The sequence below is a fragment of the Pseudomonas sp. GM74 genome (genome assembly GCF_000282455.1).
GTDB lineage: Bacteria > Pseudomonadota > Gammaproteobacteria > Pseudomonadales > Pseudomonadaceae > Aquipseudomonas.
The window spans coordinates 1-13,936 of the sequence record NZ_AKJG01000128.1; the positions used below are offsets into that span (position 1 = coordinate 1).

The window sequence follows — 13,936 nt, forward strand, 5'->3', positions numbered from 1 at the left end:
CAGCTGCTACAGATCGCATTAGCGCTTAACTGACTGGTATTAGGGGCTTGCGGTCGGATCGACTGATCCACGACACTGTCCAACCTGCATGAAGCAATTATTTCGTTGTGGAGGCTGCCGTCATGGCCCACGAACTGTATACCCGCACCAATCAGAAGATCTATTTCGCCGGCTTGTCGCTCGAAGCACTGGCCCGCACTGAAGAAGGGCGGGCAATGAATTCGCTGGCGCTGATCCAGGCCGGACGCGAATCCGCGCTGTTTCACCTGTACGGCGCGCTGCTGGGCTTGTGTCACGAAATCGCCGGTTTCTATCGCTTGCCACAGGCCAATGCGCCCCGTGCAGAGTTGTTGCTGACTCGCGAGGTGCTGGACACCATCGCCATTCCGGAAATGGCAGAGCTGGTCGAGCTGGCCAATAACCCGGAGACCTGGCTGGCCAGGTTGTTGGCTGCCCACGCTGCGTTGTTTCAGCCGCCGCGCGCGCCCCGCAAGCCGAAAGGGGACGTGACCCAGCCACTGATCCAGGCTGTCAATCTGGATGAAGAGGAGGCACCGCAAGAGCTGAGTCGGGAGGAGTTGGAGAGCTGGCGTCAGAACCTGAAAGCATTGGCGATCCGCTTTCGCGAAGGCCTGAACGAGTGCTGACAGAAACAGATTCGGGATGGCATCTGGTCAAGATCCCGAGCGAAGCCTGGCCGATGCCTATATAATCCCCGCCTTTCGTGGAGAACAGTCCTTTATGCCAACGTCCTTTCTAGAAATTGTCGAGTTACCAGACGGCCGTATCGAGCTGCGCAGGGCCGAGGACGAGGGTTCTCTGGTTACTTTGGATTTCTCCGAGGACGCCAAGGCATTCCTGCAGGGGCAGCACGTGGAAGTCGCCAAGGCGATGTTGAGCGTGGGTGTTCAGATGGCCGGTCGCCTGGTTGAAGGCGAATTCGACAAGGAAGAGGGGACGCGGGTACTTCATTGAGCCCCGTCTGTCGCTTTTCTTGATGTCGTTACTCATCGGCTTCTCTGTCCCTGGAGAAGCCTTGCGCGGTGAAGCGCGCGTCTTGCCTGTCCGTTAACCCAGTCGAATATTCAGGCTCTGAGCGTCCCCGGTGCGGGCGGCGCTGATCAGTTGTTGCCGCGATTGTGGGCTCAACGGGTTGATCCAGCTGACCACCGTGTGGCTGCGACCCAGGCGCAGGGCTTCGCAGGTCAATTGCTGGGCGCTCTGGGTGCCTCGCGGTTGCAGCAGCAGAATGCGCTCGCGGTTGAGACCGGCATCTCGCAGCCAGGCTTGAGTCAGGCTGGCTGGCGGCGCGATCAGTGTCAGCCAGCGTGCGTCCTGGTCCTGGCTCAATTCCCTGAGGATCGGCGCCAGGAGACTCAGGCAGTTCCCGGCTGCACCACGCAGTGACAGCTCGCTGAAAGCGTCAGGTTCGGCGCTCCAGGGGGACTCGACTACGTCTTTCAGGATCGGCGCCAATGGCTGTGCCATGAACGCTTCGAACAACGGCAGTTGGGTTTGCTGTGGTGATGTCTGTGGGAACTGCATGGTGCCTCCTTTAGCGGCGAATGACGCCGACACTCAAGCCTTCGATCACCAGTTCCTGGTCTTGAAGGTTCACTTCAATAGGGGCGAACTCGGGGTTCTCGGCGATCAGCCAGACTTTGCTGCCGTCACGCTTGAAACGCTTGACGGTCACTTCGTCGCCGATTCGCGCAACCACGATCTGGCCGTTACGGGCTTCGCGGGTGGTGTGGACCGCCAGCAGGTCGCCGTCGAAAATCCCGATATCCTTCATGCTCATCCCGTGGACGCGCAGCAGGTAGTCGGCGCGCGGATGGAAGAAGGCGGGATTGATGTTGCAGGACTCTTCAATGTGTTGCTGCGCAAGAATCGGGGCGCCGGCTGCGACCCGGCCAATGATCGGCAGGGTGGAATCGTCGGCCTTGGCTTCGAAACCGGGGATGCGAATGCCGCGGGAGGCGCCAGGCGTCATCTCGATTGCACCTTTGCGGGCCAGTGCCTTGAGGTGTTCTTCCGCCGCATTGGGTGACTTGAACCCCAGTTCCTGAGCGATTTCCGCACGGGTGGGCGGATACCCGTTGTCTTCCAGGCAGCGCTTGATGAAGGCCAGAATCTCTGCTTGTCGTGGCGTCAGCTTTAGCATATCGATCGCTCTGTTTTTTTATACAGTGACTGGGATTATATACAGTAAGGCAGTCTTGGCAATGCTCCATTTTTCAGTCGCCGCCGGACGGTCAAACAGTCAGTGGATTGAAGCTTTGCCGTTGTGTGGTTAAATGTCTGACCGACCATTCCCGAAACGAACTGCCAGACTTGACAATGCACAGGCTGAAACGTATGTTTCAAACAAGTGTTTGTCAGGCGGAGTAGCCATGGCCCAGTCGGAAACCGTTGAACGCATTCTTGATGCAGCCGAGCAGTTGTTCGCGGAAAAAGGTTTCGCCGAAACCTCGTTGCGTCTGATCACCAGCAAGGCGGGTGTCAACCTGGCGGCGGTGAACTATCACTTCGGTTCGAAGAAGGCGTTGATCCAGGCGGTTTTCTCGCGGTTCCTCGGGCCGTTTTGCATCAGCCTCGATAAAGAGCTGGAGCGGCGTCAGGCCAAGCCTGAAATCAAGCCGACACTCGAAGAGTTGCTGGAAATCCTCGTCGAGCAGGCACTGGTGGTGCAGCCGCGCAGCGGCAACGACCTGTCTATCTTCATGCGTTTGCTGGGGCTGGCATTCAGTCAGAGCCAGGGGCACTTGCGTCGTTATCTGGAAGACATGTACGGCAAGGTGTTCCGTCGCTACATGATGCTGGTCAACGAAGCGGCGCCACGTATTCCACCCATCGAGCTGTTCTGGCGCGTGCACTTCATGCTGGGTGCGGCGGCCTTCAGCATGTCCGGCATCAAGGCCTTGCGCGCGATTGCCGAAACCGACTTCGGCGTGAACACCTCGATCGAGCAGGTCATGCGCCTGATGGTGCCGTTCCTGGCTGCCGGCATGCGCGCCGAATCCGGAGTTACCGATACGGCGATGGCCACGGCCCAGTTGCGTCCGCGTAGCAAATCGACACCGGTTGCCGCCAAGGTTTAACCGCGCACGGGTGGGCGCGGCAGCTGACATCCGCTAAGCTAGCCGCCCATGCCGACTCTCGTTCTGAACCCGTTTCCCATTGATATCGCCGACCTGCCGCGCAGAGCGTCTGGCGGCGAACTCGTGTGGGCCGGGTTTTCTGTTATCAAGGAATTTTTATGACTGCTGGCTTGCAAGGCTCGTTGATGGTGGACGTCGCCGGTACCTGGCTGACGGCTGAAGATCGCCAATTGTTGCGCCAGCCCGAAGTGGGTGGCCTGATCATCTTTGCCCGCAACATCGAGCATCCCCGTCAGGTGCGTGAATTGAGTGCGGCCATCCGTGCCATCCGCCCCGATCTGCTGCTGGCGGTGGATCAAGAGGGTGGTCGTGTGCAGCGCCTGCGCCAGGGTTTCGTGCGTTTGCCCGCCATGCGCGCCATTGCCGACAACCCGAACGCCGAATACCTGGCCGAGCAGTGCGGCTGGATCATGGCCACCGAAGTGTTGGCCGTTGGCCTGGACCTGAGCTTCGCCCCGGTGCTCGACCTCGATTATCAGCGCAGCGCGGTTGTCGGCACCCGTTCGTTCGAAGGTGATCCCGAGCGCGCGGCTTTGCTCGCGGGTGCTTTCATCCGCGGCATGAACAGCGCAGGCATGGCGGCCACCGGCAAGCATTTTCCTGGTCATGGCTGGGCCGAGGCGGATTCCCACGTCGCGATTCCCAGCGACGAACGCAGCCTCGACGAGATCCGCGCCAATGACCTGGTGCCGTTTGCCAAATTGAGCAAGCAACTGGCCGCGGTCATGCCGGCCCACGTTATATATCCACAAGTCGATTCCCAGCCGGCCGGCTTCTCCCGCCGCTGGTTGCAGGACATCCTGCGCGGCGAGTTGCAGTTCGATGGCGTGATCTTCAGTGACGACCTGTCCATGGCGGGCGCCCACGTGGTCGGCGATGCCGCCAGTCGTATCGAGGCTGCGCTGACGGCCGGTTGCGACATGGGCCTGGTGTGCAACGATCGGGCTGCCGCCGAGCTGGCCCTGAGTGCTGCGCAACGCCTGAAGGTCAAGCCTTCCGGGCGCATTGCGCGGATGCGCGGCCAGTCGTTCGCCAATACCGAATACCGTCAGGACCCGCGCTGGCTGGCCGCTGTCGGCGCGCTCAAAGAAGCTCAATTGATTGATTAAGGACTGTTCGTTATGACGGTTTACGCGATTATCGGTGGCACTGGCCTGACTCAACTCGAAGGCCTGAGCATTCGCCAGTCACTGGCAGTGGACACGCCTTATGGCGCACCTTCGGCCGAGGTTCAGATCGGCGAGTATGCCGGCAAGGAAGTACTGTTCCTCGCGCGTCACGGTCATCCCCATCGTTTTCCGCCGCATCAGGTCAACTACCGCGCCAACCTCTGGGCGTTGAAGCAGGCTGGCGCCGAAGCCATTCTCGCAGTCAACGCCGTGGGCGGCATCCATGCGGCCATGGGCACCGGGCATTTCTGTGTGCCGCATCAGTTGATCGACTACACCAGCGGTCGTGAGCACACCTACTTTGCCGATGACCTGGAACACGTCACCCATATCGACTTCAGCTACCCCTACAGCGAACCGTTGCGCCAGCAACTGATTGCGGCATTGGCGGCGGAAGGTGTGGGCTACAGCAGTCATGGCGTGTATGCCTGCACTCAAGGGCCGCGTCTGGAGACGGTGGCTGAAATCGCCCGGCTGGAGCGCGATGGCTGCGACATCGTCGGCATGACCGGTATGCCGGAAGCCGCCCTGGCCCGCGAGCTGGAACTGGATTACGCCTGCCTGGCGCTGGTGGTGAATCCGGCGGCGGGCAAGTCGACGGCGGTGATTACCATGGCCGAGATCGAGCAGGCGTTGCATGACGGTATGGGCAAGGTGAAGTCGACGCTGGCGCGGGTGCTCAAGGGCTGAGTCAGCCTTGGCACCGAGTTGCTCCCTTCGCGGGCAAGCCCGCTCCCACAGGTTTGGTGGCGTTCGTAGAGTTTGTGTTCGACGCGGTCATTGTGGGAGCGGGCTTGCCCGCGAAGAGGCCGGTTCAAACACCGCAAATCTCAGCGCTTTCCGAGATTTTCCGGCAACGGCGCAAACAGCGCCTCGATATCATCGCTCTGCAGTTTCCAGTCCCCGGCCTTGCGCCCATCCAGCACGCCGGCCGCGAGGTCGGATTTTTCCTTTTGCAGGTGCTGAATCTTTTCTTCCACCGTGCCGCGCGCAATCAGTTTGTAAACGAATACCGGCTTCTCCTGGCCAATGCGATACGCGCGGTCGGTCGCCTGGTTTTCCGTCGCCGGGTTCCACCACGGGTCGTAATGAATCACCGTGTCCGCTTCGGTCAGGTTCAGGCCAACACCACCGGCCTTCAGGCTGATCAGAAATATCTGACGCTTGCCGCTCTGGAATTCCTTCACCGGTGTGCGGCGGTCGCGGGTCTGGCCGGTCAGCAGGGCGTAGGCCACGCCGCGTTTGTTCAGTTCGTCTTCGATCAGTGACAGCATCGAGGTGAACTGCGAGAACAGCAGGATCCGCCGACCTTCCTCGAACAATTCCTCGAGCATTTCCATCAGGCTGTCGAGCTTGCCCGATGTGCTGCCACGGCTTGGCAGGGTCGCCTCGTTGACCAGGCGCAAGTCACAGCACACCTGACGTAGCTTGAGCAGGGCTTCAAGAATGATGATCTGGCTGCGGGCCACGCCTTTGCGGGTGATCTCGTCGCGGACTTTCTTGTCCATGGCCAGGCGCATGGTTTCGTACACATCGCGCTGGGCCTCGTTGAGTTCGACCCAGTGGATGATCTCGGTTTTCGGCGGCAACTCGGTGGCCACCTGTTCCTTGGTGCGGCGCAGCAGGAAAGGTTTGATCCGGCCGTTGAGGTGCTGGAGCCTGACCTCGCTGGTGCGTTTTTCAATCGGCACGCGGTAATCGCGGTTGAAGCTTTTGACGTCGCCCAGCCAGCCGGGCAAGAGGAAGTGAAACAGCGACCAGAGTTCACCGAGATGGTTTTCCAGCGGTGTGCCGCTCAGGCACAGGCGCTGCCGGGCATTGAGCTCGCGGGCAGCCTGGGCGGCCTTGCTGGTCGGGTTCTTGATGTATTGCGCTTCATCCAGCACCAGTATGTGCAAGGGCTGCGCCGCCAGGCGTTCGACATCCTTGGGCAGCAGCGCATAGGTGGTCAGGATCAGATCGTAGTCAGTCAGCCTGTCGAAGTGCTTTTTGCGGCCGGCGCCGTACAGCGCCAGTACCTTGAGTTGCGGCGTAAAGTGCGCCGCTTCGTCGAGCCAGTTGGGGATCAGGCTGGTTGGCATCACCACCATGCACGGCCGATCGAGACGGCCGGCGTTTTTCTCGCTCAGAACGTGGGCCAGTGTCTGCAGGGTTTTGCCCAGGCCCATGTCGTCCGCGAGAATGCCACCCACTTCCAGCTGCCGCAGCGATTGCATCCAGCTCAAGCCCTCAAGCTGATACGGACGCAGCGTCGCATTCAGGCCGTCCGGGGCGGCGGCCGTGTGGTCCTTGATGTCGCGCAGGCGCTGGGCAAAGGTGCGGATCTGTTCGCCACCCTCCCAGAGCAGTGGCATGTCTTCCAGCGGGTTCAGGCGCGTGGCATCGGCCTTGCTCAGGCGCAGCGTGGTGTCGCCGGGCTCCTGCAGGTAGAACTCGCCGAGGGTGGCCAGCACCGGCTTCAAGCGGCCGAAGGGTAGGGCGACCTGCAGCGGGCCGTGCTCGGAGTTCGGGCGATGGGGGATGTTGACCAGGATCAGCTCGTCATCGCGGCGTCGGGCGAGGCGTTCCGGGTTGAGGATTTCGGTGTGGGAGCGCATCAGGTTGAGCAGGATCGGCAACAGGCTCAGGCGTTCGCCGTTGACGATGATCCCCAGTTCCAGGTCGAACCAGTCACGCTCCGGAGCCTGTTCGACCGTGGCGTACCAGTCGTCTACCGCCGTCAGGTCGAACCCGAAGTCCTCGTCGATCTGCAATTCCCAACCCTGGGTGCGCAACTTCGGCAGTTCATTGAGGGTAAAGGTCAGCCAGGCGCTGTCATTGACCATCTCGAACAGCTCGCCGGCGCTTTCCGGCAAGGCCTTGCTTTGCCGGGTGGCGACTTTGAAGCCGAGGATTCGCAACTGTTCCCGGTAGGACTGTTCCACGTCCGGGTGGCGCTTTATCCGCAGCGTCTGGGTTTCCTGGCGAATCAGGATGTCGGTGTTCTTCTGCCCGGAAACGTATTCGTCCAGATAGCTGAAGGACAGTGCTGCACGATGCTGGATGTAACGCTGCATTCGACCGTTGCGCGGTTCGAAGGCGCTGAACTCGATACTGGCCAGCCACAGGCGCGGGACAGGTTGCACATTGTCCACCAGCACTTGCGGCGGGGCTTTCGGGCTGCGGTTCTCCAGGACTGCCTGGAGTTTTTCCAGGAGTTCGGCGTCTTTGGCGGCAGCGGGGTAGTCGAGGGTTTCCTGTACTTGCAGGAGCACCGCTGCGCAATGTTTGCAGTTGTTGTGGACCGGGCAGGAGCAGGTGGCGTCGACCATCAGCAGCGTGCCTTTGGCTGACTCGCGCAGGCGAATGGTCTGACGGTAAACGTTACCGCCCGAGCCTTCGCACGCGGCGACGATGGTTGCGTCGCCGGCCTCGACGATCCTGACACGATTCTCCAGCGCGTAACGGCGACCACGCTCCAGGCTCTGTTCCTTGAATCGGCTGACCCAGGATGGTGCCAGGGGTTTGCTCAGGGTCGCGGACATAGGGAATCAGTCCGGAATTTCTTCGGGAGCTGCTCGGGGTGCGGGGGCGGTCAGCGAAGTGATCTTGATCAGCAGGCCGAGGTGGCCGTTGTCGAGGAAGTTCAACTGGCCGTTCTTGGTGTGGCTTTCCTGTTTCAAGCGCTCGCTGGCTGTCACCATGCCATTGGCATCGATCTGATTGACCCAGAAATCGGCGTCGACGTCGGTAAAGCGTCCCAGTTTCATGCTCAGCGTGCCCTCGATCGGGAACTGACCATATTGTTCCTTGCCGTCGCTGATCGCCACTTTGCTGGCGTTTTCGCCGAGAGTCTGTTGCCAGGCCTTGTGCAGCAACACCGTGTAGTCGGCGCTGCTGGTGAGTTTTTCCACCTCGCCATTGAGGCTTGGCGTACGCAGGCTGTCGGGGCTGACGGGTTGGGCGCCAGCGGCCCAGTCTTCCGGCGCGGCGCGGCTGACAACCGCCGGCACGGCGTTTTGCCGGACCAGAATCATTTCGACCTGATACAGGTCATCGGCAGATGCCGTGGGTGCGACCAGCGTTGGCATCAACAGGGTCAGCAGGGTCAGTGAGCGAAACAGGCGCATGCGGCGTCCTTCAAGCAGTTTTCGGAACGAGGCGCTCGAACAGCGCCTCTACAGTATTAAAGCGCTCTTCCGGGCGCTCCATCGGAACCATGAACTTGAACATCGTGGCGCCTTCGAATTTGTAGCGTTTTGGCTGGCTCTGGATCAGTTTGATCAGGGTCAGCGGGTCGACCGGCGTCTGCGCAGCGAACTCGACGCGACCGCCTTGCGGGCCGCCATCGACTTTCTTGATGCCCAGCTGCTCGGCCTGCAGCTTCAATGCAGTGATGCGGATCAGGTTCTTGGTCGGCTCCGGCAACAGGCCGAAACGGTCGATCATTTCCACCTGCAAATCCTTGAGGCCGTCCTCATCGGTGGCCGAGGCAATGCGCTTGTAGAGAATCAGGCGGGCGTGGACATCCGGCAGGTAGTCTTCCGGAATCAACGCCGGTACCCGCAAGTTGACTTCCGGACCGCCGCCGAGCGGTTGATCGAGGTTCGGCTGCTCGCCCTTGCGGATCGATTTGACCGCGCGCTCGAGCATTTCCATGTACAGCGTGAAGCCGACGGCCTGGATCTGCCCGCTCTGGCCGTCGCCGAGCAGTTCGCCGGCGCCACGGATTTCCAGGTCGTTGGTGGCGAGCACGAAGCCCGCGCCGAGGTCCTGGGTGTTGGCAATCGCTTCCAGGCGCTTTTCCGCGTCCGGGGTGATTTGCTGGCGTGGCGGCGTCAGCAGGTAGGCGTACGCCTGGTGGTGGCTGCGTCCGACCCGGCCGCGCAACTGGTGCAACTGTGCCAGGCCGAACTTGTCGGCTCGCTCGATGATGATGGTGTTGGCGCTCGGTACGTCGATGCCGGTCTCGATGATGGTCGAGGCAATCAGCACGTTGAAGCGCTTGTGGTAGAAGTCGCTCATCACCTGTTCGAGTTCACGTTCGCGCATCTGCCCATGGCCGATGCCGATCCGTGCTTCCGGCACCAGTTCGGCGAGGTCGGCGGCGCATTTCTCGATGGTCTTCACGTCGTTGTGCAGGTAATAGACCTGGCCGCCACGCAGCAGCTCACGCAGCAAGGCCTCTTTGACCGTGCTCTTGTTCTGCTCCATGACGAATGTGCGCACCGACAGGCGGCGGGCCGGCGGCGTGGCGATGATCGACAGGTCACGCATGCCCGACACCGCCATGTTCAGCGTGCGCGGAATCGGCGTGGCGGTCAGGGTCAGGATGTCGACTTCACTGCGCAGGGCCTTGAGCTGTTCTTTCTGGCGCACGCCGAAACGGTGTTCCTCGTCGATGATCACCAGGCCGAGGTTTTTGATCTTCACGTCGTCCTGCAGCAGCTTGTGCGTGCCGATGACGATGTCGATCTTGCCTTCGGCCAGATCGGCGACGGCGGCATTCACTTCCTTGGCCGACTTGAAGCGGCTCATTACTTCCACGGTCACCGGCCAGTCGGCGAAGCGGTCGCGGAAGCTGTTGTAGTGCTGCTGGGCGAGCAGGGTGGTCGGCACCAGGATCGCCACCTGGCGACCGCCATGCACGGCAATGAACGCCGCGCGCATTGCCACTTCGGTCTTGCCGAAGCCGACGTCGCCGCACACCAGGCGATCCATTGGCTTGGGCGCGAGCATGTCTTCGCGCACCGCCTCGATGGTGGTTTGCTGGTCCGGGGTTTCTTCGAACGGGAAGCCGGCGCTGAAGGTGGCGTAGTCGCCTTTCGGATCGGCAAAGGCATAACCTTCGCGGGCAGCACGACGGGCATAGATGTCGAGCAACTCGGCGGCCACGTCGCGCACCTGTTCGGCGGCTTTGCGCTTGGCTTTCTGCCAGGTCTCGGAACCGAGGCGGTGCAGCGGGGCCAGGGCATCGTCGCTGCCGGTGTAGCGGGCGATCAGGTGCAGGTTGGCCACCGGCACGTAAAGCTTGGCGCCTTCGGCATATTCCAGGGCAAGGAATTCGGCGGTCTGGTTGTCGATCTCCAGAGTGGCCAGGCCCAGGTAGCGACCGACACCGTGGTCGATGTGCACCACCGGCGCACCTTCGCGCAGCTCGGTGAGGTTCTTGATGACGGCATCGTTGTTGGCATCGGCGCGCTTTTCGCGGCGACGGCGCTGCATCACGCGCTGGCCGAACAGCGGGCTTTCGGCAACCAGGGCCAGGGCTGGATCGTCCAGCACCAGGCCTTCATCCAGCGGCGCGATGGTGATCGCCAGGCGGTCTTTGCCGGCGACAAAGTCCGGCCAGCTGTCGACGGTTTTCGGTCGCAGCTTCAGGCGTTCCAGCAGCTCCAGCAGCACTTCGCGACGGCCTGCGGATTCGGCGGTAAACAGCACGCGGCCGGGAAACTCGTCGAGGAAACCGGCCAACGCCGCCAACGGCTGGGTGGCCTTGGCTTCGATGGCCAGGTTCGGCAACTCGCGAGCCGGGAAGCGCTCGCGACCGCCACCGCTTTCCACATCCTGTTGACTGGCTACTACGCGCGGCCAGTTCTTCAGGCGTGCGAAGCAGTCTTCCACCGGCAGGAACAGTTCGGCGGGCGGCAATAAAGGACGGGACGGGTCGACGCGGCGTTCTTCATAGCGATTGCGCACGTCGTTCCAGAAATTTTCCGCAGCCTGCTCGATGCCCGGCAGGGAAAACACTTGCGTGTCCTGGGGCAGGTAGTCGAACAGTGTCGAGGTTTCTTCGAAGAACAGCGGCAGGTAGTACTCGATGCCGGCCGGGGTAATCCCGCTGCTCAAATCCTGGAAAATCGGGCAACGGCGGAAGTCGACGTCAAAACGCTCACGGAAGCGCGCCTTGAAACGGGTGACCGCTTCTTTCTGTAGCGGGAACTCCTTGGCCGGCAACAGCTTGACCGAGTCGACTTTGTCGATCGAACGCTGGTTCTCCGGGTCGAAGGTGCGCAGGGTTTCGATTTCGTCGTCGAACAGATCGATGCGATACGGCAGCTTGCTGCCCATCGGGAACAGATCGATCAGCGAACCGCGAACGGTGAACTCGCCGTGTTCATACACCGTATCGACATAGCGATAACCGGTGGCTTCAAGCCGGGTGCGCATTTGCTCGACGTCGAGCTTCTGGCCGATATCCAGCACCAGGCTGCTGCCGAGCAGGAATTTGGTCGGCGCGAGGCGATGCAGGGCGGTCGTGATCGGCACCACCAGCACGCCATGGCTCAATTCCGGCAGCCGATAAAGGCTGGCGATGCGCTGGGAAATGATGTCCTGGTGCGGCGAGAACAGGTCGTAGGGCAGGGTTTCCCAGTCGGGAAAGTGCAATACGGGCAAATCCGGGGCGAAGAAACCCAGCTCCTGTTCCAGCCGTTCGGCACTTTGGCTGTCGGCGGTCAGCAGCAGGGTAAAGCGCTTGGCAGCGCTGGCGGCCTCGGCAATGGCCAGGCTCAGGGCGGCACCGGGCAGGTTGCCCCAGTGCTGTTTACCTGCCGCGGCAGGGAGAAGCGGTAGACGCAGAACGGGCACGGAAGGTTGAGCTCCAAGCGTTGCGACAAAGTCGGCAATTGTAGCGGTCAACGATGCCGCCTGTCAGTTGCTGACTGCGCCTAAAGCACGGGTTTGGTGAAATGTAGTGGTAAAGACAAAATTCGGCGGTTTTTTGCCAGGAATTACTGAATATGTAGTGGCAAAAACAACGAGTGTTACGGAGGGTTACGGATAACCAGGCGTGACCTCCAAAAAATTGACTGCGCTGAAAGCCCCGGTTTTATTGGGTTTGCGCGGGGCGTAATTTTTTTGAACGACGAATTGTTACGTAAAGCACGACGGGCGCGCATTGCTACCGCTGTCACTCGGCGGCATAATGTAGCCCCTTTTTTCTGCCCCTACATGTGGAAGGTTCCCGTGACTCAGAAGCCCGACCAGTGTCTTGGTGAATGGATCGACCGTGAAGCACTCGCAGAAGCGATGATTCCGCTTATCGGTCAGCTCTACCGCAATAACAACGTGGTGAGTTCGATCTATGGCCGCAGCCTGATCAATCGTTCAGTCATTGCGATTCTCAAAGCTCACCGCTTTGCTCGTCACCGTCAGTCCGACGAAAGCGAGCTGTCCGTCCACGAAACATTCCCGCTGATCAAGGCGATGAGCGAACTCAAGCTCGGCGCCGCTTCGGTGGACCTGGGCAAGCTGGCGGCCAAATTCAAGGCCGAAGGCAATGGCCGTACTGCCGAGCAGTTCGTCCGTGAAGAACTGGCCGACGTGGTTGGCCAGCAAAACGCATCCGCCCGCAAAGGCACCGACGTAGTCCTCTACGGCTTCGGTCGTATCGGCCGTCTGCTGGCGCGTATCCTGATCGAGAAAACCGGTGGTGGCGACGGCCTGCGCCTGCGTGCCATCGTTGTCCGCAAGGGCGCCGAGAACGACCTGGTCAAGCGCGCCAGCCTGCTGCGTCGTGACTCGGTTCATGGTCCGTTCGATGGCACCATCACCATCGATGAAGCCAACAACACCATCACCGCCAACGGCAACCTGATCCAGGTTATCTACGCCAAGAGCCCGGCCGAAGTCGACTACACCCAGTACGGCATCGAAAACGCTCTGATCGTCGACAACACCGGTGTATGGCGTGACGCCGACGGCCTGGGCCAGCACCTGGCCTGCCCGGGCGCTGCCCGCGTGATCCTCACCGCACCTGGCAAGGGCGCGCTGAAGAACATCGTGCATGGCATCAACCATGGCGACATCACCCCTGACGACAAGATCATCTCGGCGGCTTCCTGCACCACCAACGCCATCGTGCCGGTGCTCAAGGCAGTCAACGACAAGTACGGCATCGTCAACGGCCACGTCGAAACCGTTCACTCGTTCACCAACGACCAGAACCTGATCGACAACTTCCACAAGGGCAGCCGTCGTGGCCGTGCCGCGCCGCTGAACATGGTTATCACCGAGACCGGTGCCGCCACCGCAGCCGCCAAGGCGCTGCCAGTGCTCAAGGGCAAGCTGACCGGCAACGCGATTCGCGTTCCTACGCCGAACGTGTCGATGGCCATCCTGAACCTGAACCTGGAAAAGGCCACCACTCGCGAAGAGATCAACGAGTACCTGCGCCAGATGGCCATGCACTCGGACCTGCACAAGCAGATCGACTACGTGAGCTCCCAGGAAGTGGTTTCCACCGACTTCGTTGGCTCGCGCCACGCAGGCGTAGTGGACGCTGAAGCGACCATCACCCAGGATAACCGCGTTGTTCTGTACGTCTGGTACGACAACGAGTTCGGTTACAGCTGCCAGGTGGTTCGCGTGATGGAAGACATGGCCGGTGTAAACCCGCCAGCATTCCCGCGCTAAGCCTTTAGCTGCACATGAAACGCCCCGGCCCTGGTCGGGGCGTTTTTGTTTGTGCGTTTCTGTAGGAGCGAGCTTGCTCGCGAAAAAACCACAGGCGGCGCGGTTAATGCCAGTCAGTTAAGCGGTAATGCGATCTGTAGCAGCTGCCGAGCCCGCGAGGCTGCGTTCGGCTGCGAAGCAGTCGTAAAATCAGTCATTGCGGTACGTCAG

At 61.0% G+C, this 13,936-nt stretch carries 11 protein-coding genes; 6 read left to right on the top strand and 5 right to left on the bottom strand.

The features are described from left to right. The first annotated feature begins 122 nt into the window (after positions 1 to 122). A complete protein-coding gene (locus tag PMI34_RS04910; protein WP_008052975.1) occupies positions 123 to 647 on the top strand; it encodes a DUF6586 family protein in 525 nt (174 codons plus the stop codon). A gap of 94 nt (positions 648 to 741) precedes the next feature. Continuing rightward, entirely contained in the window at positions 742 to 975 is a 234-nt protein-coding gene (locus PMI34_RS04905) for a hypothetical protein (protein WP_008023011.1), read from the top strand. 93 nt (positions 976 to 1,068) lie between these two features. Here the strand turns inward: PMI34_RS04905 and sulA are convergent, their stop codons facing one another. Then, on the bottom strand, positions 1,069 to 1,545 hold the full coding sequence (gene sulA / locus PMI34_RS04900; RefSeq protein WP_008052977.1) for an SOS-induced cell division inhibitor SulA: 477 nt from the start codon (positions 1,543 to 1,545) through the stop codon (positions 1,069 to 1,071). A gap of 10 nt (positions 1,546 to 1,555) precedes the next feature. Continuing rightward, positions 1,556 to 2,164: a transcriptional repressor LexA gene (gene lexA, locus PMI34_RS04895; protein WP_007995278.1), complete on the bottom strand. Its 609-nt coding sequence runs from the start codon at positions 2,162 to 2,164 to the stop codon at positions 1,556 to 1,558. Positions 2,165 to 2,393: 229 nt separating this feature from the next. Between lexA and PMI34_RS04890 the strand changes: the two genes are divergently transcribed. The 3 genes from PMI34_RS04890 to PMI34_RS04880 all read left to right on the top strand — a co-directional run bounded on the left by PMI34_RS04890 (position 2,394) and on the right by PMI34_RS04880 (position 5,020). Continuing rightward, positions 2,394 to 3,101 carry a TetR/AcrR family transcriptional regulator gene (locus PMI34_RS04890; protein ID WP_007974041.1) on the top strand — a complete coding sequence of 236 codons (708 nt, stop codon included), beginning with the start codon at positions 2,394 to 2,396 and terminating at the stop codon, positions 3,099 to 3,101. Between the two features lie 170 nt (positions 3,102 to 3,271). Beyond that, positions 3,272 to 4,270 carry a beta-N-acetylhexosaminidase gene (nagZ, locus tag PMI34_RS04885; protein ID WP_177318817.1) on the top strand — a complete coding sequence of 333 codons (999 nt, stop codon included), beginning with the start codon at positions 3,272 to 3,274 and terminating at the stop codon, positions 4,268 to 4,270. Positions 4,271 to 4,282: 12 nt separating this feature from the next. Continuing rightward, a complete protein-coding gene (locus tag PMI34_RS04880) occupies positions 4,283 to 5,020 on the top strand; it encodes an S-methyl-5'-thioinosine phosphorylase (RefSeq protein ID WP_007991412.1) in 738 nt (245 codons plus the stop codon). Between the two features lie 140 nt (positions 5,021 to 5,160). Here the strand turns inward: PMI34_RS04880 and PMI34_RS04875 are convergent, their stop codons facing one another. The 3 genes from PMI34_RS04875 to mfd are packed head-to-tail and all read right to left on the bottom strand — an operon-like array spanning position 5,161 to position 11,899. Beyond that, the gene (locus PMI34_RS04875; protein ID WP_008052982.1) at positions 5,161 to 7,854 is read right to left on the bottom strand and encodes a DEAD/DEAH box helicase; all 2,694 of its coding nucleotides are present in this window, start codon (positions 7,852 to 7,854) and stop codon (positions 5,161 to 5,163) included. A gap of 6 nt (positions 7,855 to 7,860) precedes the next feature. Next, a complete protein-coding gene (locus PMI34_RS04870; RefSeq protein WP_008052983.1) occupies positions 7,861 to 8,439 on the bottom strand; it encodes a CsiV family protein in 579 nt (192 codons plus the stop codon). A gap of 10 nt (positions 8,440 to 8,449) precedes the next feature. Further along, positions 8,450 to 11,899 (bottom strand): transcription-repair coupling factor, encoded by a 3,450-nt coding sequence (mfd, locus tag PMI34_RS04865; RefSeq protein WP_008052984.1) that lies wholly within the window; start codon positions 11,897 to 11,899, stop codon positions 8,450 to 8,452. A 363-nt stretch (positions 11,900 to 12,262) separates the two neighbouring features. On the opposite strand from mfd, the gene PMI34_RS04860 reads away from it, so the two are divergent. Next, positions 12,263 to 13,726, top strand: a complete 1,464-nt coding sequence (locus PMI34_RS04860) for a glyceraldehyde-3-phosphate dehydrogenase (RefSeq protein WP_007974029.1) — start codon at positions 12,263 to 12,265, stop codon at positions 13,724 to 13,726. Positions 13,727 to 13,936 lie beyond the last annotated feature (210 nt).

Bases quoted from the DNA above. Each gene is read 5' to 3' on its own strand.
- PMI34_RS04910 (WP_008052975.1), top strand. From the start codon at position 123: ATGGCCCACGAACTGTATACCCGCACCAATCAGAAGATCTATTTCGCC.
- PMI34_RS04905 (WP_008023011.1), top strand. From the start codon at position 742: ATGCCAACGTCCTTTCTAGAAATTGTCGAGTTACCAGACGGCCGTATC.
- sulA (WP_008052977.1), bottom strand. From the start codon at position 1,545: ATGCAGTTCCCACAGACATCACCACAGCAAACCCAACTGCCGTTGTTC.
- lexA (WP_007995278.1), bottom strand. From the start codon at position 2,164: ATGCTAAAGCTGACGCCACGACAAGCAGAGATTCTGGCCTTCATCAAG.
- PMI34_RS04890 (WP_007974041.1), top strand. From the start codon at position 2,394: ATGGCCCAGTCGGAAACCGTTGAACGCATTCTTGATGCAGCCGAGCAG.
- PMI34_RS04880 (WP_007991412.1), top strand. From the start codon at position 4,283: ATGACGGTTTACGCGATTATCGGTGGCACTGGCCTGACTCAACTCGAA.
- PMI34_RS04875 (WP_008052982.1), bottom strand. From the start codon at position 7,854: ATGTCCGCGACCCTGAGCAAACCCCTGGCACCATCCTGGGTCAGCCGA.
- PMI34_RS04870 (WP_008052983.1), bottom strand. From the start codon at position 8,439: ATGCGCCTGTTTCGCTCACTGACCCTGCTGACCCTGTTGATGCCAACG.
- PMI34_RS04860 (WP_007974029.1), top strand. From the start codon at position 12,263: ATGTGGAAGGTTCCCGTGACTCAGAAGCCCGACCAGTGTCTTGGTGAA.